Source organism: Clostridium cibarium, assembly GCF_014836335.1.
GTDB lineage: Bacteria > Bacillota > Clostridia > Clostridiales > Clostridiaceae > Clostridium > Clostridium cibarium.
On sequence record NZ_JACSRA010000017.1, the window covers coordinates 23,121 to 43,589 of the forward strand.

At 29.2% G+C, this 20,469-nt stretch carries 16 protein-coding genes, 1 riboswitch and 1 other annotated feature; of the genes, 3 read left to right on the forward strand and 13 right to left on the reverse strand.

The window, feature by feature from the left end; genetic code table 11:
• Window positions 1-89: 89 nt before the first annotated feature.
• Entirely contained in the window at window positions 90-578 is a 489-nt protein-coding gene (locus tag H9661_RS11285; protein ID WP_143317091.1) for a DUF6803 family protein, read from the forward strand.
• Window positions 579-659: 81 nt separating this feature from the next.
• Here H9661_RS11285 and H9661_RS11290 read toward each other — a convergent pair whose 3' ends face one another.
• The 7 genes from H9661_RS11290 to H9661_RS11320 form a co-directional block, all read right to left on the reverse strand.
• The gene (locus H9661_RS11290; protein ID WP_143317089.1) at window positions 660-2,036 is read right to left on the reverse strand and encodes a sensor histidine kinase; all 1,377 of its coding nucleotides are present in this window, start codon (window positions 2,034-2,036) and stop codon (window positions 660-662) included.
• Entirely contained in the window at window positions 2,037-2,723 is a 687-nt protein-coding gene (locus H9661_RS11295) for a response regulator transcription factor (protein ID WP_191768822.1), read from the reverse strand.
• A gap of 161 nt (window positions 2,724-2,884) precedes the next feature.
• Window positions 2,885-4,948 carry a methyl-accepting chemotaxis protein gene (locus H9661_RS11300; RefSeq protein ID WP_191768823.1) on the reverse strand — a complete coding sequence of 688 codons (2,064 nt, stop codon included), beginning with the start codon at window positions 4,946-4,948 and terminating at the stop codon, window positions 2,885-2,887.
• Between the two features lie 242 nt (window positions 4,949-5,190).
• Window positions 5,191-7,248, reverse strand: a complete 2,058-nt coding sequence (locus H9661_RS11305; protein WP_191768825.1) for a methyl-accepting chemotaxis protein — start codon at window positions 7,246-7,248, stop codon at window positions 5,191-5,193.
• Window positions 7,249-7,519: 271 nt separating this feature from the next.
• Window positions 7,520-9,220, reverse strand: coding sequence for an FAD-dependent oxidoreductase (locus H9661_RS11310; RefSeq protein WP_191768827.1), 1,701 nt, complete (start codon window positions 9,218-9,220; stop codon window positions 7,520-7,522).
• Between the two features lie 13 nt (window positions 9,221-9,233).
• A complete protein-coding gene (locus tag H9661_RS11315) occupies window positions 9,234-9,551 on the reverse strand; it encodes a rhodanese-like domain-containing protein (protein WP_191768829.1) in 318 nt (105 codons plus the stop codon).
• Window positions 9,552-9,570: 19 nt separating this feature from the next.
• Complete coding sequence (locus H9661_RS11320; RefSeq protein ID WP_143317077.1) at window positions 9,571-10,248, reverse strand: Crp/Fnr family transcriptional regulator; 678 nt, start codon at window positions 10,246-10,248, stop codon at window positions 9,571-9,573.
• 219 nt (window positions 10,249-10,467) lie between these two features.
• On the opposite strand from H9661_RS11320, the gene H9661_RS11325 reads away from it, so the two are divergent.
• On the forward strand, window positions 10,468-12,207 hold the full coding sequence (locus H9661_RS11325; RefSeq protein WP_191768831.1) for a methyl-accepting chemotaxis protein: 1,740 nt from the start codon (window positions 10,468-10,470) through the stop codon (window positions 12,205-12,207).
• A gap of 56 nt (window positions 12,208-12,263) precedes the next feature.
• Here H9661_RS11325 and H9661_RS11330 read toward each other — a convergent pair whose 3' ends face one another.
• Window positions 12,264-12,911: a 4Fe-4S binding protein gene (locus H9661_RS11330; protein WP_191768833.1), complete on the reverse strand. Its 648-nt coding sequence runs from the start codon at window positions 12,909-12,911 to the stop codon at window positions 12,264-12,266.
• A 130-nt stretch (window positions 12,912-13,041) separates the two neighbouring features.
• Window positions 13,042-13,434: a fluoride efflux transporter CrcB gene (gene crcB / locus H9661_RS11335; protein WP_341480423.1), complete on the reverse strand. Its 393-nt coding sequence runs from the start codon at window positions 13,432-13,434 to the stop codon at window positions 13,042-13,044.
• Between the two features lie 24 nt (window positions 13,435-13,458).
• Window positions 13,459-13,518: riboswitch (Fluoride riboswitch) on the reverse strand.
• 145 nt (window positions 13,519-13,663) lie between these two features.
• Window positions 13,664-13,720, forward strand: a sequence feature (sodium ion sensor (DUF1646 type); this cis-regulatory element may regulate processes involved in with the transportation of sodium ions).
• 61 nt (window positions 13,721-13,781) lie between these two features.
• Between crcB and nhaA the strand changes: the two genes are divergently transcribed.
• Window positions 13,782-14,981 (forward strand): Na+/H+ antiporter NhaA, encoded by a 1,200-nt coding sequence (gene nhaA, locus H9661_RS11340; protein ID WP_143317069.1) that lies wholly within the window; start codon window positions 13,782-13,784, stop codon window positions 14,979-14,981.
• Between the two features lie 69 nt (window positions 14,982-15,050).
• Here the strand turns inward: nhaA and H9661_RS11345 are convergent, their stop codons facing one another.
• The 4 genes from H9661_RS11345 to H9661_RS11360 all read right to left on the reverse strand — a co-directional run bounded on the left by H9661_RS11345 (window position 15,051) and on the right by H9661_RS11360 (window position 20,402).
• Window positions 15,051-16,727, reverse strand: coding sequence for a ribonuclease J (locus H9661_RS11345; RefSeq protein WP_143317067.1), 1,677 nt, complete (start codon window positions 16,725-16,727; stop codon window positions 15,051-15,053).
• Between the two features lie 497 nt (window positions 16,728-17,224).
• Complete coding sequence (locus H9661_RS11350) at window positions 17,225-17,815, reverse strand: TlpA disulfide reductase family protein (protein WP_191768835.1); 591 nt, start codon at window positions 17,813-17,815, stop codon at window positions 17,225-17,227.
• A 9-nt stretch (window positions 17,816-17,824) separates the two neighbouring features.
• Entirely contained in the window at window positions 17,825-18,502 is a 678-nt protein-coding gene (locus H9661_RS11355; protein ID WP_143317063.1) for a cytochrome c biogenesis CcdA family protein, read from the reverse strand.
• 100 nt (window positions 18,503-18,602) lie between these two features.
• Complete coding sequence (locus H9661_RS11360) at window positions 18,603-20,402, reverse strand: heme NO-binding domain-containing protein (RefSeq protein ID WP_143317061.1); 1,800 nt, start codon at window positions 20,400-20,402, stop codon at window positions 18,603-18,605.
• Between the last annotated feature and the right edge of the window lie 67 nt (window positions 20,403-20,469).

The window sequence follows — 20,469 nt, forward strand, 5'->3', positions numbered from 1 at the left end:
TTATGCATGGTGCTTTTTTATAAAAACCTTCATAAAATCTACATATTATTTTTGTAATGTATAAATATAAATTTTAGGAGGTTTTATTTATGAGTATGACACATTACATGTCTCTTCTAGCAGAGAATCAACCATGGAATCTCATTATATTCATGGCAATCCCTGTAATATGCGCAGAAACTCTAACTATTACAGAGTTCTTTATTATTTTCAACAGAGCAAAAACAGGAGGTTTAAGAACTCTTAACAAAATTGTAGGCATATTTGACGGATTCTATTTTACAGGTATTTTTATTTATTTATTAATCACAGCTGTTATCCCCCTTACCACATCTAACGGATGGCATACTTGGGTAGATGTTTTAGCTGTATTTTTCTACTTAAGCGGAGTATTTTTCCTTTTACCAATTGCGCTGATGGAGTTAGGCATAATATTCAAAAGAAAAACAGTAGAAGAAAAGATGAAAATTCATTTTATTCTAGTAGGAGGCTTCTTAGTCGTTGCTCATATTGCAATGATTTTTGGTATGGTAAATCCCGAAATTATAGGAAACATGTCTAATATGTCTGGCATGTAATAATTAACTAAATAATACCTATAGATTAAAATGTCACTTATTTAATCTATAGGTATTCTAATATAAAAAATAAAATAATTATTAGTTGTTCTTAATTTTGTTAAAGGTAATACTTACCTTAGTTCCTTTCCCTTCTTTGCTTTTTACATCTATGCTCGCAGAATGAAGATCTAATATATTTTTTACAATAGTTAATCCTATACCACTACCTTCAATTACATGTCTACTTCTATCTCCTCTATAAAGCCTTTCAAAAACGAAAGGTAAATCCTCTTCTTCTATCCCCATACCATTATCCTTTATTTCAACTATAATTCTTCCACTTTTCTCAAACAAACTGATAGTTACTTCTCCATTTTCTTTAGTGAACTTAATTGCATTTGATACTATGTTAATAAATACCTGCTTTATTTTATCTTTGTCACAAACTACATTATAATTCTTATTGGATTGCGAATTATATTTTACCTCTATATTTTTGTCTTTCCCCATTAAAATAAAGTCCTCATGCATTATCTTTAATATTTCACTTAAGTCTAATATTTCAAAATCCAACTTAATACTTTCTCGCTCAAATTCTTTTAACACATTTAAGTTATTTAATAACTTTCCGAATCTCACCACTTCATCGTTAAGATAATTTAGTCTTTCTTTCGTTATCGGAAATATCCCATCAATCATAGCCTCAACATTATTCTGCAAAACATTTAACGGAGTTCTTATTTCATGAGATATATCCGATATTAATCTTCGCCTTAAAATATCCTGATATTTTAATTTTTCAGCTAATACATTAATACTTTCCCTTAAATTTTCTAATTCTTTTATATTACTTTTTGTTGCTGATCTTTTATCAAAATTTCCTTTGGCTAAATTAACAGACATACTAGCCACTTCTTTAATTGGATTTGATAACTGCTTAGAAAAATATAAACTTACTCCAATTATAATCGCAAGGGTTATAACTCCACTTAAAATTATGCTTTTATTTATAGATGCTTTAAAGTTAACATCTTCTTCTGACAACAAAATAGACGAATATTGTCCAATATCAACATATCCCACTATTTCATCATCAGCCTTTATCTCAAACCTTTTTGAATTATAAACTCCACTATCCTTAACTTCCATAGGACTTAGATGTATATTAGATTTAAGTTCATCAGCATCCATTGCCCATATTGGTTTTTCTTTTTTATCAAGAAGTGCTAAACAATAATTTCCCATATAGGCTTCATGCATTAACTCGATTCCAGATTCCTTATTCCAATTTCCTTCTCTTTTATAAACTTCTTCAAAGTAAGAGACAATTCTCTCATAACGTTTTTCCTGAATATCAGCCATATAATCATCGAACTTATTATTAATAGTTATATTTACAAAAATTATAATTAAAGAAACGGCTACCATAGAACATATAACAAATAAAATACTAAACTTTCTCCTTATGGATTGCATCTAACTCTCACCACCAAACTTATACCCTACCTTCATCACAGTTATAATATATTTAGGCTTTCTAGTATCTTTTTCTATTTTTTTTCGTATATTTTTGATATGTACATCTATGGTTCTATCATATCCATCAAAATCTATACCACCTATCTTTTCTATAAGTTGCTCTCTTGATAAAACCTTCCCTTTGTTGATAACTAATGAATATAATATATTGAATTCATTTGGAGTAAGTGGAATTTCTTCATTTTTTAATGTAACACTTCTTTTTTCATAATCAACTACTAAATTTCCATCATTATAACAATAACTTACATCATCTTCGTCAGAACCTATTCTTCTAAATAACGCATTTACCCTTGCAGTTAATTCTCTAGGACTAAGAGGTTTTACCAAATATTCATCTGCACCTATATTCAACCCTTCTATCTTTTCAGTTAACTCTCCTTTAGCTGTAATCATAAATATATATACATCTGAATTCTGCCTTATTGTTTTACAAACATCTTCTCCACTTATATCTGGCAACATTAAATCAAGTATAATAAGCTTAATGTTATTTCTTTTAAATAATTCTATTCCTTCAAGTCCTCTAGTTGTACTATATACATTGTACCCTTCTCTTTGTAGATAAGCCTTTAATACTTCTAACACCTTTTCTTCATCTTCAATTATCAAAATACTATTCATTGCCTATTCACCTCTATATTTATTATTTAAATATACATACTATAAAATTCCTTCTTAAACTTTAATTATATATATCATATTTGAAGATATTGTGAAGATCATTAAAAAAATAGCAGGTAACTTATCTACTTAAGTTACCTGCCACTTACCCATTTCCTATATTAATCTATTTTAAACTTCAATATCATATTTTCTAAATTTTCTGCTAAATCTCTAAGCTCTTCTGCATAACTTGTAAAGTTATTCATAGCAGAAGATATCTCTTCTGTTGATGCCGTAACTTCTTCTGAAGCTGACGCTGTTTCTTGTGAAACAGATGAAATGTCTTCTATTTCTTCTAGCACCACTTTCTTCTTAGTATCAATTTCACTAATAGATGATTTTATTTCTTCTACTTTGTTTATCATTGTTCCTATAGAGCTAAGGATATCACTAAATATTAACTTTGTTTCACCAACTGCTGCATCTTGCTCATTAACCACTTCTTCAGTAGATCTTATAGCATTAACAGCTGTATCAGATTTTTGTTGTATATTTGCTATAATTAACTTTATTTCTTCAGTTGAACTTTTTGACTGTTCAGCAAGTTTTCTTATTTCCTCTGCAACTACTGCAAACCCTTTACCTGCTTCCCCTGCACGTGCAGATTCTATACTCGCATTTAAGGATAAAAGATTTGTTTGTTCTGTTATTTGCGAAATAGTTTCTGATATTGTATTTATTTTCTTAGTACTTTCATTCATATCTTGAACTATATCATTAACTTCCTTGGTTGCTACCTTTGTTTTATTTGATTTATCTATTAACGTGTCTATCATAGATAATCCTTTAGCGCTTAGTTCTTTAGTATTTGTCGAAAGTCTATCAACTTCATTTGAACCTACAGACACTTTATCTAATCCATAAGATAATTCATTCATTTTTTCTGCTCCATTTTGAGCACTTTGAGATTGATTTGTTGCTCCTGCCGAAACTTCTTCAATAGCTTTTGCAACTTCTTCTACTGAAGCATTCACTTCTTCTGACATACTTGCAAGATTTGATGATGTCTCTAACACCTCTTTAGAAGATTCTGTTACACTCTTCATAAGACTTGATATATTATTTATCATATAATTAAACGAATCCGCTAGATCTTTAAATTCATCTTTTGTTGTTGCCTTTATAGATACAGTTAAATCTCCTTCAGAAGCCTTCGCAAATACTTCTTTTAAATTTTTGATATTATGAGCTATTCCCTTACTTAAGATAAAAGATAAAATTAGTGCTATAACACCCATAACTAATGATATCATTAATGTATTATATAAAATCGGATTGGTATCATTTGTTAATTCTTTCTCATTCATAGAAGCTACTAACTTCCAACCAGTAATATTATTTGTTTCATAAGCGCCAAACTTCTTTGCACCGTTAAAATTATACTCTAAAAACCCATTTTTATTTGATTTTACAGTATTCCAAATTGTTAATTTTGATGCTTCCTCAGTCCCTATGAGCTCTTTATTAGGATGTGCTATCATACTTTTCCCATCTATATCACTTATGTAAATATACCCTGTAGATCCTACCGCTTTTGCAGCTATTTTATCCGAAAATGAAGTTAATGAAATACTCATAGATAAAACACCAACAACTTTATTATCTCTTATAACAGCTCTCGCCACAGATACTACGTATATATTTTTTTGCGCATCTTTAAACGGTAACGTCACTACTGTTTGTCCCTTACGTGCTGAAGCTTCTTTATACCAAGGCCTTTCAGTAGCCACAAAATCATCTGGTAAATTTTCATTTGGATATATTTTATATTTCCCATCCTCATTTGCTAAAAACACACTATTTATATCTACATTACTTTCTTTAACATTCTTTAATATATCATCTATATATTTATCATTATTAATATTATCACTATTAATAATATTATAATTATTTGCTGTTGCTGAAATCATATTAATGAACCCATTAAAATAATCAGTTATCCCATTGTTTACTTCCGAAAGAGTTTGCACACTTGTAACCTTAAGTTTTTCATTAAGTATTGATTTTGATTTCGAATAAGAATTATATCCTGATATAATTAATGGAATTACACAAATCGCAACTAAACTTACTACTAACTTAGTTCTAATACTGTTCAACTTAAATTTCTCGGCATTTTTATTATTTACCTTTTCACTAGTTGATTTTGTCTTAATTAACTTAATCCTGTCTAATCTCATGTTGATTCTCCTTTTTCCTAGTATTTTTACAGATATATAAATGGATATCTTAAAGTCGTCTCCAGCATTATTCCCCATATTTTTTGCCAACTTATTATATATCGGATTAATTAGAAATACCTTTATATAAAAATTTCAATTTAATTATACAATTACCAAAACGTCTTATATATTGCTAACTTAATAAAAAAAGAACCCCCTCTGCATTACTTTGCAAAAGGGGTTAATATAAACATATTATATTACTTTATTATAAATTTACTTATTTCAACCTCTAACTGTTCTGCCAGCACTTGAAGATTTTCAGCATAACTTGTAAAGTTGCTCATAGCAGAAGATATCTCTTCTGTAGATGCTGTAACTTCTTCTGTTGCTGATGCTGTTTCTTGTGAAATAGACGATATCTCTTCTATTTCCCCTACCACTCTATCCTTCTTTCTATCGATTTCTATTATAGATTCTTTTATTTCTTCGACCTTATCTATCATTATTTCTATTGAATGAAGAATTTCATTAAATATTTCTTTAGTTTCGTTAACTGCCACATTTTGCTCATTTACTACTTCTTCAGTAGATTTTATAGAATTTACAGCAGTATCTGATTTCTCTTGTATATTAGCTATAATTATCTTTATTTCTTCGGTTGAATCCTTAGATTGTTCAGCAAGTTTCCTTATTTCCTCTGCTACAACAGCAAATCCCTTACCTGCTTCTCCTGCACGAGCTGACTCTATACTTGCATTTAAAGAAAGAAGGTTTGTTTGCTCAGTTATTTGAGAAATTGTTTCAGATATAGTATTTATCTGCTTAGTGCTTTCATTCATATCATTAACTATATCATTAACTTCGTTAGTTACCACCTTAGTTTTATTAGACTTTTCTATCAATGTATCTATCATAGATAGCCCTTTAGCGCCTAAATTCTTTGTATTTGTTGAAAGTCTATCAACTTCATTTGAACTCAAAGTCATATTATCTAATTTATCCGATAACTCATTCATTTCTTCTGCACTATTTTGAGCATTTTGAGATTGATTTGTTGCCCCTTCTGCTACCTCTTCTATAGCCTTTGCGACTTCTTCAACAGAAGCAGTAACCTCTTCTGACATACTTGCAAGATTAGATGAAGTTTCTAAAACTTCTTTAGATGATTTTGTAACATTATCCATAAGGTTTGATATATTACTTATCATATTATTAAATGAATTAGCTAAATCCATAAACTCATCTTTAGTTGTAGGTTTTATAACTACAGTCAAGTCGCCTTCTGCAGCCTTTGCAAATACCTGTTTTAAATTTTTAATATTTTGAGCTATACTTTTACTTAACACTAAAGATAGCCCTACTGCTATTGCCCCAATACCTATCACCATAAATAAAGTGTTATATAGTATAGGATTAGTATCCTTAGTTAGTTCTTCCTCTTCCATTGGAGCCATTAATTTCCACCCAGTAATATCGTTTGTATCATAAGCACCAAACTTCTCACTTCCATTAAAAGTATAATCAACAAACCCATTTTTAGATGTCTTTATATCATTCCAAATTGGTAGTTTGGAAGCTTCATCTGTTCCTATTAATTCTTTACTAGGATGAGCTATCATATTCTTACCATCTATATCTGTTATATACACATATCCAGAACTTCCTATTGATTTTTCTGCAATTTTATCTGAAAATGTGCTCAACGAAATATTTATTGATATTACACCAATAACCTTGTTATCCTTTATCAATGCTTTAGCAACTGAAACAACATTAACATTCTTTTGTTTATCCTTAAAAGGTAATGTTACTATTACCTTCGGTTTATTATCTATTGCTTGTTTATACCAAGATGTTTTACTGGCTTCAAATCCGTCTGGCATATTTTCATTAGGATACACATCACATTTCCCGTTATCTCTTGCAAGAGATGCACTCACTATATCACTATTACTTTCTTGTAAAGATTTTAGTATATCTGATATATATGGATCATTTGCACTGTTATCACAATTAGCTATATCATAATTATTAGATGTAATAGTAATTAAACTTATTAGTCCATTGAAATAATCATCTATCCCACTATTTACTTCCGAAAGAGTTTGCTCACTTGTAACTCTTAACTTTTCATTAAGTATTGATTTTGATTTTGAATAAGAACTACATCCTAAAATAATTAAAGGGATTACACAAATTGCTACCAAACTAACAACTAACTTATTTCTTATGCTGTTTAATCTGCCAGTACTTTTTTTCTCTAAATTCTCCTTATCCACTCCACTCTTACTTAACTTTTTCTCATATAACTTCATCTCGATTCTCCTTTTCTTGAGGTATACTTTAAATATGCTAACTATAATTTCATCATTTAAACATATTTTTCACCATATTCCTCCCATTTTTTTCTTTTACTTATTATGTATCGCCTCAAATCGAAATACCTTTATAGGAAACTTTAATATAATTATGAATATAATGAATTTTTTTCTTTTTTTATATCCAAAATTGTATTTATGTAAAATTATTCTACAAAATAGAAAATGTCCTAAAATCACGTTCAGGTGATTTTAGGACATTTATACTTTATCTAAAATTATATTCAGTTAGTATACTGGCTCTTTCCATAGTTCTATCATTAAAATACTCATAAAATGATAATGCTAAAAAACTTCCTGTTATGTTATAAACATTATCAAACCCTAAATTTTGAAGAGCTAACACAGCATTATAACTCCTTTGCCCTGTTCTGCAATGAAGATATACAGGTCTATCCTTTGGCACTTCATCTATTCTATCTCTCAACTCACTTAAAGGTATATTTTTCGAGTTATTAATATGACCATTTTCATATTCATTTTTTTCCCTAACATCTATTATAGTTGCATTATTATCCACAAGCTCTCTCACTTTATCCACATTAACTTGCTTAAATTCCCCACTTAATAGGTTTGACCCAACGTATCCAGCATAATTTACAACATCCTTTGCTGTTGCGAATGGAGGTGCATAACATAACTCTAAATCTTTTAAATCTTCTACTGTTCCTCCAAATTTTATAGCTGTTGCAATTATGTCTATCCTCTTTGTTACATCCCCTTTACCTATTGCTTGAGCACCTAAAATCTTTCCTGTAGGAATTTCATATAATAACTTCAAATGAACTGGGGATGAATTTGGCATAATCCCAACCTTATCTGTAAGTATGACTCTAACTATATCGTAGTTTATATTCATATTGAGAGACTTTATTATCCCTTCATTTAACCCTGTAGAAGCTCCATTGTAATCAAATACTCTTATACCAGACGATCCTATATATCCTTTATTTAACGAATTCTTTCCATTTATATGATCTGCAACTGACCTAGCCTGTTTTTGAGCTGGTCCTGCTAATGATAATTTAGTTTTAGAATGAGTTAGTGAATTATAAACTTCTATTGCATCTCCAACTGCATATATATCATTATCATTTGTCTTATAATTTCTATCTACTTTTATAGCTCCTGTTTCTCCAATTTCTAAATTAGATTCCTTAGCTAAATCCGTTTCCGGAGAGACACCTATAGCCATAATCACAGCCTTTGCTTCAATCTTCTTCCCTGAAGCTAGAATAACTTTATTTTCTTCAAAGTTTTGAACCTTATCTCCAACAATTAAATTAATACCATTATCATAAATTTCTTTATGGAGAATTTGGACCATATCATAATCAAATGGTTTCAAAACTTGATTAGTAGCTTCTACAAGTGATACATTATACCCAGCTTTTTTTAAATTTTCAGCTGCTTCTACTCCAATATAACCTCCACCTATTACAACTACATCCTTTGTATCAATCTCTTTTACAAATCTATTAAGTCTATCTATATCCACTACATTTCTTATAGTAAATAAATTAACCTTATCTATTCCAGGAATATTAGGAACTATAGGTCTTGCTCCTGGAGATAGTATAAGCTTATCATAAGTCTCTTTATAAACTTCTCCTGTTTCATTGTTTCTTACAGTTACGAACTTGTTTACTCTATCTATTGATAAAACTTCATTATTTACTCTCGCTTCTATTCTATATTGAGCCATGAATTTTTCTGGACTCATAAGTACTAATCTACTAGCTTCATTAATTATTCCACTTAAATGATACGGAAGCGAGCAATTTGAAAAAGATACATGAGGACCCTTTTCAAACATTATTATTTCATCATCTTCACTATTTCTTCTAAGTCTAGCAGCTGCTGATGCTCCACCTGCAACTCCTCCTACTATTAATATCTTTCTCTTCACAATTCCTTCCCCCTTACTTTTTCATAGTTCCTACATATGAACCCATTCCACCTGCAACATTTATAACATCAAAACCTTTTTTCTTTAAACTGCTACAAGTCTTTGAACTTCTTCCCCCTGATTGGCACATAATATAATATTCTTTATGCTTTTCTAAATATTTTTCTGGATTATCTAAAAGTTCTCCCATAGGTATATTCTTGGAGGTTTTTAAACTTCCACTCTTATATTCATAAGGTTCTCTAATATCAATTAATTCAACCTTTCCCAATAAATTATCCATATCATTAACATTTATCACTTTTTCATTATTTTTTAAAAATCCAAACATAGTCTTCTCCTCCAAAAGTTTATTTCAGTAATTCTCCTAAATCATTTATTATTACTATTTTGCCTCTTTCTAGTTTTATATATCCTCTTTTTTCAATACTCTTAAGTTTTCTACTTACAACTTCTCTAACTGAATCGACCTCAAAAGCCAGCTCTCCATGTGTTGCATAAATTATTTTGCTCTTTTTATTAATAAGCAATTTTACAAGTCTTATTTCTAATGGTTCATGCATTCTCTCTTCCTTATTTTCTATAACTGTACTAAACTTTTTATACAAATCTCTATACATATATAACAAAAACTCTTCATCTTGAATAAAGTATTTTCTAACTATGTCTATTGGAATTACACCCACCTCAGAATCTTGAATAGCCCTTCCTGCAATATTTAATGACTCGAAATTAGCTATACAACTTAGCGCCTCATGGCAAAGTTCACCTTCTTTTATATTATAAAGATTGGTTTCCTCTCCTTCTTTGTTAATCTTTTGTACCTTTATTGATCCTTTTATTACAAATAAAATTCCAGAACAGGCACCGGGTCCTACATATTCATCTGAATACAGTGTCTTAAATATCACTTGCTCTCTTAATAATTCATTATTCTTTAAATCTATGGCTTTTAGAATTGGATATGTGCTAAACAAAGATTCTATTTTCCTTTTTCTATTGTCTAAATTTCCATTAATTTTATCCATTTCATTCCCTCCATGACTTTATTATAAATTAAATCTATATAATTTTGTGTGACTTAGTCACCTAATATTCTCTCTACAACCTAACTTTTTCTTACATCATTATGTATTTATGATTTGTAAAATGTATGTTAAATTCGCATTTTTTATCACATTATGTTGTAACATGGTATATATAAAAAATATTATCATCTCAAACACAAGGGGAGGCTATAAATAAAAATGAAAAAAAGCAAAGGAATAGGAACAAGATTATATTTACTAATAGGCTTTATTATGATTTTTATACTAGGAGTCACTAGTTTTTCATGGATTACAATTGAAAATTATAATGAAAAGAATAAATCTAGATTACAAAACACTTCAGATTACATAGTTATAGTTGATGATGCAAGACAAGCTCAAGTTGAATTTAAAAAACAAGTCCAAGAATGGAAAGATACTTTGCTTAGAGGCTATGATAATGAATCCTTTAAAAAATATTTCTCTCAATTTACTAAAGAGAAAGATAATGTTCAAAGTAAATTATTAAACTTAAAAGAAAAAATGAACTCAAAAAATATAGATACTTCTTCTGTTGATTCACTAATAACTGAACATAATGATTTATGTCAAAAGTACAATACAGCTATAAAAAGTTATAATTCAAATAATCCTGAAAGTTATCGTATAGTAGATGGATTAGTAAAAGGAATCGACAGAAAACCCACAGATGATATGGATTCCCTAGTAAAAAGTATAGAAGACATATCAAGTAATGAAACTGAAAAAATGATCAAAGATTCTGATATAGATATTAGCAACTTCAATAGAAACTTAGCCATTATTGCAGTCTTTGGTGTTATTTTAATAGTTATTTTTTCAATATTAATTATTGCCACATATAAAAATATTACTATTTTTATAGAACAGTTTAAATCCTTAATGTCACAAGCAGAAAAAGGAGATCTTACAATTGTAGGTAAAATACACAAAAATGACGAATTGGGTGAGGTTACCGAATGCTTCAATAAATTCATTAGTACAATTAGATCATTAATTTCTGAAGCAAATAATGCAGCCATATCTGTAGCCTCTTCTTCATCTAATATTATGAAAACTTCAGATGATGTAAGTAAGACTTTCGAAGAAGTTGCATATACAATTTCCAACATAGCAGAAAGCGCTTCAAGAGAATCTCAATTGGCTGATGAAAGTAATACTTCTGTGCAAGACGTTGTACAAGAAGTAAAGCGTATAACAGAAAATACAGTATATATGAACAAACTCGCAAACAATGCAATAGAAACTGTAACTGAAGGTGTTAACAACTTAAATCAACAAGTCCAATTAATGAACAACACCAAGGATGCCTCTTACAATGTTAGTAATGTAATTTCTGATTTATCTATAAAATCAAATGAAATCGGAAATGTTGTAGAATTTATTAATGGAATTACAGACCAAATTAATTTGCTAGCATTAAATGCTAATATAGAGGCAGCAAGAGCTGGCGAAGCTGGCAAGGGATTTGCTGTAGTTGCTAGCGAAGTTAGTAATCTAGCAGAATTATCAAAAGAATCTACCCAAAAAATAAGTAATCTTATAATAGATGTTCAATCAGATATAAGTAAAGCTGTTACCGAGGTTAATGCTACAAATTCTTCTATAAATGAACAAGCATCATCTCTTAACAAAGCAACAGATTCTCTTATACTTATTCAAAAATCTGTTTTTGATGTTACTAACAAAATAGAAGAAGTTGCTACTGAAACTGCAATGGTTAACACTAATGCTATATATGTGGAAAAATCTATCCAAAATATAATATCTATAATTGAAAAAAATGCTGCAAGTACAGAAGAAATTGCTGCTTCAACAGAAGAACATACTGCATCTATCCAAGAAATCGCTGCTTCTATGAACTACCTAACAGATTTATCTAGCCATTTACAAAATTCAATATCAAAATTTACTGTATAAATAAAAACCTTGGCTGTTTAATAAAAAAGCCAAGGTTTCTTAATCATAAAATTCACCTATTCTTTATCATATCCTATAGCTTTCTTAGGACATGCTATAACACATTTACCACACTGTATGCAATCTGGGTGACTTAAAATATCATCTTTGTAATCATAAGGCACTATCCCCATCGAGCATTTTTTCTCACATAACTTACAAGAAAGACAACTCGATGATACATTCAACACACTCTTACTCTTTCTAAACTTAGCTACAACTGATGCTAATGTTCCCATAGGACAAAAATTGCACCAAGTCCTATGATTATAAAACAAAGATAGTATTACACCTATTAAAGTAGTCACAAATATTATTCTATAAAACACCATCCCTATTCCATAAAGGTTCCCCCAGTTTTGTACAATCCCAATGGTGAACATAGTCATCATAAATACTACTATTATAATTCTAAAATAGTATGATTTCAAAAACTTTGGTACTCTTTTTTTATTGCTAAATCTAGAAACTACATTATCATAAAAATTTCCCCTTGGGCATAAATTCCCACACCAAAATCTCCCCTTAAATACAGAAACCACTATAGGCGCTATCATACAAATTACTGCTACAATTGCAAATCTCAAATCAATTAATCCTAATGTTAAAAACGCTACTAGTAATAAAAAAGAATACTTCTTCCATAACACTAAAAACTTTTCCATATATACCCCTCCGAAGATTATTTATTTTTACCTTATTGAATTATTTCTCTCTTATAATATTCAATATATCTTCTTTCTTCTGTAACTTAATCACTCAAGGTAAAATATCAATAATCTAAAAAGGATTTTATTAAACTACAACTTTACATAAAAATTTTGCTAAAATAACACCACCAAGGCTCAATATTACATTAAGTAATATATTTGCACTTCCTAGTACGTATCTTCCATCATTCATTAAATTTATTGTTTCATAGCTAAATGTTGAAAATGTAGTAAGACCTCCCATAATTCCTGTAGTTAGAAACAGTTTAAGATTAGGAGATATGAGTTCTGTGGAATTACTTAGCTCCATAATAAGACCAATAAGAAATCCTCCGATAACATTTACTATTAATGTTCCAAATGGGAAATTAGAATTAATTAACTTTGAAGAAGCTATAGTTATTAAATACCTTAATGAAGCTCCAATACATCCTCCAACTCCAACAAAAATAATCTTTTGCAAATCAATCACCTCCATAAAAATATAAAAAAACTCCTGCTTTTTAAAGCAGGAGTCATTAGCTTATTGCGATTTACGGCGAACTCCATCACCTATTAATTTAATTAATTACTATATTGGTTATTATATTTGATTTTATATTAAATGTAAATTATAAATTTGAATTTAGTTTTTAAAACCTGCTTAACTTGCATATACTATTAACATATAATATAATTACTCTATAAAAAAGTTTATATATATAATCGGTTGGACAAATTTATAATTTGTTTTCAAGCAATTTTAGTTTCTGGGGTGGGGAACTCATTTTTTTGAGTTTCCCACTTTTTTTCGTAAAATATTATATAAGAAAGGATTTAATTGAAATGAAAAATAAAATTCGAAATAAGGTTTCTGATCTATTCACATACTTTATAAAAAACGAATCTACTGGAGGAATATTACTTCTATTCTGTACTATTTTGGCTATGATAATAGCAAACTCTAATTTATCCGAGACTTATAACCATGTACTCCACACATATATAACTATTGGATATAAAGATGCATCTATCTCTCTATCACTTCTCCACTGGATTAACGATGGATTAATGGCTATCTTCTTTTTAGTTGTAGGCATGGAAATAAAGCGCGAACTAGTGATTGGCGAACTTAAATCAATAAAACAAACTATATTACCTATATCAGCTGCAATAGGTGGAATGATAGCTCCAGCTATAATTTATGTATTACTAAATTATAATACTTCAACTATTTCAGGTTGGGGAATTCCTATGGCAACAGACATTGCCTTCGCATTAGGAGTACTTTCATTAGTAGCTAAGAAAGCTCCTAAAGGTATAGTAATATTCCTTACAGCTTTAGCTATAATCGATGACTTAGGGGCTATTGTAGTTATTGCCATATTCTATACAACGAAAATTTCTCTGATTGCTCTTTTATTAGGAGCAATTACTCTTATAACTCTTATTTTAGGAAATAAGCTCAAGGTTAAGTTTACTTCTTTTTACATTGTTGGAGGAATAATATTATGGATTTGTCTTCTTAAGTCAGGAATACATGCAACAATTGCTGGTGTATTACTTGGAATGACACTACCTTGTGGTAAAAATACAAATGAATTTAAAACATCATTACTATATAAACTTGAACACCTGTTAACACCTTGGTCTACGTTTTTAATAATGCCTATTTTCGCTCTCGCAAATTCAGGTATACATATTGATTTTAGCAATATAACAAAAAGCCTATCTTCGCCTATCAGCTTAGGTATTATCTTCGGTTTACTTATAGGTAAACAAGTAGGAATTTTTGGAGTTTCATATATTTTAGTTAAATTGAATGTTGCTAAGCTTCCTTCACAAGTTACTAAAAGACATTTATATGCTGCAAGTGTTCTAGGAAGTATTGGATTTACAATGTCTCTATTTATTTCTTCGCTATCATTTTCAGATGAGACTTTATTATCCACAGCTAAAATAAGTATTATGATTACTTCAATATTAGCTGCTTTATTGGGAGCTATAATCTTTAAATTTATAGATAAAACTTCAACCCCCACATAAAATTAAAAAGTCTCAACTTTAAAGCATTTTCTTTAGAGTTGAGACTTTCTATTAAAATTTGAAACTAGTCTATATTTCAGTAATTACGGTTAAAACCATTGGTTTTCTCTTCATTTTTCCATATACAAAGTTGTCAATTTCTCTTCTAATACTATTTTTTATTTCTGACCATTGAATTATATTGTTAGCAAGACATCTCTCTACACACTTAGTAGCTATAACCTTAATATCTCTAATCAGCTTCTCTGATTCTTTAACATATACAAATCCTCTTGTAATAATATCTGGCCCAGATATTACATTTCTATTTTCCTTATCTATAGCTATTACTACAGTTATAATACCATTTTCAGCAAGACTCTTTCTATCTCTTAGTACCACATTACCTACATCACCAACACCTATACCATCAATAAGAACCCTTCCAGATGGTACGCTTCCACTAATTTGCGCTTTACTTCTTGATAATTCTAATACATTTCCTGTTTCTAACAAGAATATATGTGATTTATCCATACCCATACTTTCTGCAATTTTAGCATGACTAATTAAATGCTTATACTCCCCATGTATCGGCATGAAGAATTTAGGCTTTAATAAAGCATGAATCAATCTAAGTTCTTCTGCACAAGCGTGACCAGAGACATGTATCTCTTCTATAGATTTATAAATTACATCAGCACCTCTTTCAGTTAGCTCATTAATAACATTTGAAACAGCTCTTTGATTTCCTGGTATTGGGCTTGCCGAAATAATTACAGTATCTCCTTTTTCAATTTGAATGCTTTTATGAGTCCCCGATGCTATTCTTGTAAGCGCAGCCATAGGCTCACCTTGGCTTCCAGTAGTAATTATTGTAATATTTCCACTTGGATACTTATTAATTTCACTTAAATTTATTATAGTTCCTTCTGGTATAAATAAATATCCTAAATCTATAGCAACTTCACTTATTTTTTCCATACTTCTTCCACTAAACGCAATCTTTCTTCCATTTTTTATAGACGCATTAGCTATTTGTTGAATTCTATGAATGTTGGATGCAAAAGTAGCTACTATAACTCTCCCTTTTGCTTTATCAAAAAGATTTTCCAACTTTTCTCCCACAGTTCTTTCCGACATTGTATAACCTTCATGATAAGCGTTAGTACTTTCAGCCATGAATAAGAGTACTCCTCTTTTCCCCAATTGCGCATACCTTTGCAAATCTATAGTTTCTCCATCAATTGGAGTAAAGTCTACTTTAAAGTCACCACTATGCACTATTACTCCCACTGGTGTATGTAATGCAATAGCACAACTATCTGCTATGCTATGGTTGGTTCTAATAAACTCCATCTTAAAACTTCCCAATTCTACTGTATCTCCAGCACTAACCATATTTAAAGTACAATCACTAAGTATATTATGGTCTATAAGCTTACTTTCAATTAACCCTAAAGTTAGTTTAGTTCCATATATAGGTGCATTAATTTGTTTTAAAAAATATGGTAATCCTCCTATATGATCTTCATGACCATGTGTTATAAAAATCCCCTTGACTTTATTAACATTTCTTTTCAAATATGTTATGTCAGGAACTATAAGATCTATTCCGTAAAGCTCTTCATCTGGAAATGCTAATCCACAATCTATAATTACTATCTCATCTTCATATTCAAAAGCAGTTATATTTTTACCTATTTCACCTAATCCACCTAAAGGTATAACTTTTATCTTACTCTTATTTTTAATTTTATTTGCCATATTATCTCCTAACTAATAACTAAGTGCAACAAAATTAGAACTTAGTTACCACTAAATTTTTATTTTCCAATCAAATTTTCCCGAAGAACAGATTATACAATTATTCTAAAAGTTATTTTATCCATGTAATATATAATAATTTTATCTATACAAAGATTTAAAATAAACTAAGTATATCTGCACCTTAATATCGTTTCACAAGTTTTCTATATTGCTATAAAAAAACGTGAATAAATACATAATTTTATAATATAGTTACTCCATTCTATATTTATTCATCTTTTTTTATATACACAATATACCCATCTATAATTATAACCCTTTTTTAATTTATATATAATAACTAGTTTTGATATATATAACTTTAGTTCATAAACACAATACTTCTCTATATTAAATCCTATTAATATTATCATGAATTTTCACTAAATTCAAATAACTGTCGAAAAATATAAGAGCACGTTTATAAATAACTTTCTTTATTATATTATAAACTATTAACTCTTACGTAATAAATCAATTTGCTTTTCCAACTCTTCCTTAGTTATTAATCCTTTGTGATCTTCAGCGATATATCCATCTTTATCTATGAAAATAGTCCTTGGTATAGATATAATATTATAACTCATTGCAGCATTCATATCACTATCAAATAAAACTTTCATATTGTATCCATTATCTTTTATATACTTCTTAGCTATATCAACAGTTTCTCTTTGACCATCAGTTAGATTCACCATTAAAATACTTACCTCTTCATCCTTATACTTTTTTACAACTTCATTAAATCCAGGCATTTCTTCCTTACAAGGAGGACACCAACTAGCCCAAAAGTTCATTACAACTGGCTTGCCCTTATAATCTGATAACTTCACTTTATTAAGATTTTCATCATACAAAGTAATATCCTTAGCTAAAGTCTTTCCGTTATTTTCTAATTCTCCAGGAACTTTTTCTTCATTAAAATCAGATTCATTTACTATACTTCTTTCATTATACTTTGTTTTAAAATAGTTATATCCTACATAAGAAAAACTTAAAAATATAACAAAACCTAATGCCATTGTTATCACTCTTTTATTTTTCATAAATGCCTCCTAAAAAGTTAAATAGTAGAGAACTCTATTTATATATCCTGTCATAATTAGAATTCCTATAATGATTAAAATAATTCCTGATAATATATTAATTAATCTATAATTCTTCTTCACAAAATTGAACGTTTCTTTAAAGCTATCTACCAAAAGAGCACACATAACAAACGGTATCCCAAGTCCTACACTATAAGTTAATAACATAGTAGTACCTATTAAAATGTTTTGAGAATTAACCGCCACCATTAATGCTACTCCTAAAAATGTTCCTACACAAGGGGTCCAACCAATTGCAAATATTATCCCAAATAAAATTGAAGAAAAGAATTTAAAAACCTCTATTTTACAATTCAACTTAAAACTTCTTTCTAAAAGGGGTATCTTGATTATCCCAATGTAATTAACCCCAAAAAGAATTACTATAAATCCACCTAAAATATTAATAATTCTACCGTACTCTTTTACAAAGTTTCCAAAGGTTCCTGCTAACATCCCAAGTAAAGTGAATATTATTGTAAAGCCTAATACAAATCCCAAAGAATTTATTAAAGCATTATACTTACTTTTTATCTTATTCTCATATCCACCTGCGAAATATGATATATATAAAGGTAATAACGGTAAGATACACGGTGAAATAAATGTTATAACACCTTCTAAAAAAAGCAGAAAATACTCCATAACTAATTACCTCCTTAAAATACGGCCTATAAAGATTATAACAAAAGAAATGATAGACTAATATAAAAAGCCTATCATAAATGTACTTTCATACTTACAATTAAATTTTATACTTATTTAAATCTTTCTTAAATGCTTCAGTAATCCCTTTAAAATCTTGTATATCCTCTGTAAGTTTTTTAATTTCGTTAGTATAGCTTAATACATTAGCACTTACCTCTTCAGAAGAAGCTGAGTTCTCCTCTGCAATAGCTGCTAAAGATTCTATCCTATCATAAACTTTTGATATAGCATTAGCTTCTATATTAAGCTTATTAATTGTCTCTATCATTGAAAGCGCTACATTTTGTACTGACTTATTAGCTTCAAAACTTATATTTCTAACAACTACCAAGCTACCAGTTTCTTTGTCCAAAATATCATATTGACTTTCTATATTTTCAACTAAAGATTCTATTTCATAAATAAATTCTTTTAAATTAGAGTTAATCTCATGAACTGCGCCTTTAGACTGTTCAGCTAACTTTCTTATAGACTCAGCAACAACTGCAAATCCTTTTCCTTGCTCCCCAGCCCTTGCAGCCTCAATAGATGCATTCAAAGCTAATAAATTAGTTTGTTCTGCAATTCCAGAAACTATTGAAACAATACTTGTAATATCATTAGCCCTTTCCTCTAAATTTGTTCCTTTAATCTTAACTTCTTTAAACATTTCTAAAGATGTGGAAATATTTTTACTAGCATTATCAACATTTTCATAACTATTATTTATTTTTTTCACAGCCTCTTCAAGTTCCATCTTATTTGCATTTTCATTTTCAACTATCTGCCTTAAAGAACTAACATTTTCATTAAGTGCCTGTACCGCTTTATCCGTATTTTCTGCTTGCATAGAAGCTCCTTCAGCAACTTGTTCAACTACTCCGCTTATCTCACCAGAAGTATAATTCATAGAGTTAGATATTTTACTTATTGAGTTTACAAAAGTATTCATTTCATCAGTAACTCCTTTAAATCCAACAAAGTCAGCTTGAATAACTTTTTTATGCTCATTAATTAGTTTGTATATATCCTCAAAGAAATCATTAGTTTCTATTTTTCCATCAACATTATATTTATTAGCCTTAATTCGCTCAAGTTCCTCCTTAATATGATTTGCAGGTGACATCATTAATGTTACTCCAGTAGCTGCTCCTATTAATGATACGATACTTCCTATTAAAACCTTAAATATATTATCCATACCTAATATAGGCAACATAACTAAGAGTGAAATTATAAAAGAAAACACACCCACCTTAGCTCCAAAACTTTTTATAAATCCAAAAGACAATAATCTATTAATAGAATATTTTTTCTTATAATATATATCCTTATCAAAAATAAGTTTTAACTTCAATTCGTAATCACTTCTTGAAACTTCTTGAATTTCTACTTTTTCATTAAAATATTCACAAGTTCCTTCTAGCATTCCAAGAAAATAATCAAACATACCTCTCTTAGAGCTATAACTAAAATAAGCCTCTCTACTTGAAATTGGTTCAATTAAAACTAAAGGAGGCTTTGCTCCTGCAAACTTTTTTGTCATTACCACATGAACATCAAACATAGATTTTAAAAATGAATACACATTTTCATGCTTAAAAAAAGCTGGGTAGTCTTGACTAAATGCCTTTATATTATCCTGTCCTATTTTTCTCCAAAGAACACCAACCTTCATATTTTCTTTTCCAGCTATATATGAAATTATCTTTTTAACCTCTTCATCATCAACATTTTCAATTGGGGAAAATATTTTCGAACTTCCCCATCCAACATAATTCATCCCTTCATCAACAATGGAATCTCCAAACAATTTTCTATTTGTCTTCATCCAAGTTGACACAACAGTACCTTTCATTATAATATCCCCCTTAAATTAATTAGTAATATTTTTTATCATCCAACAAATTTTATTCTCAATAAAG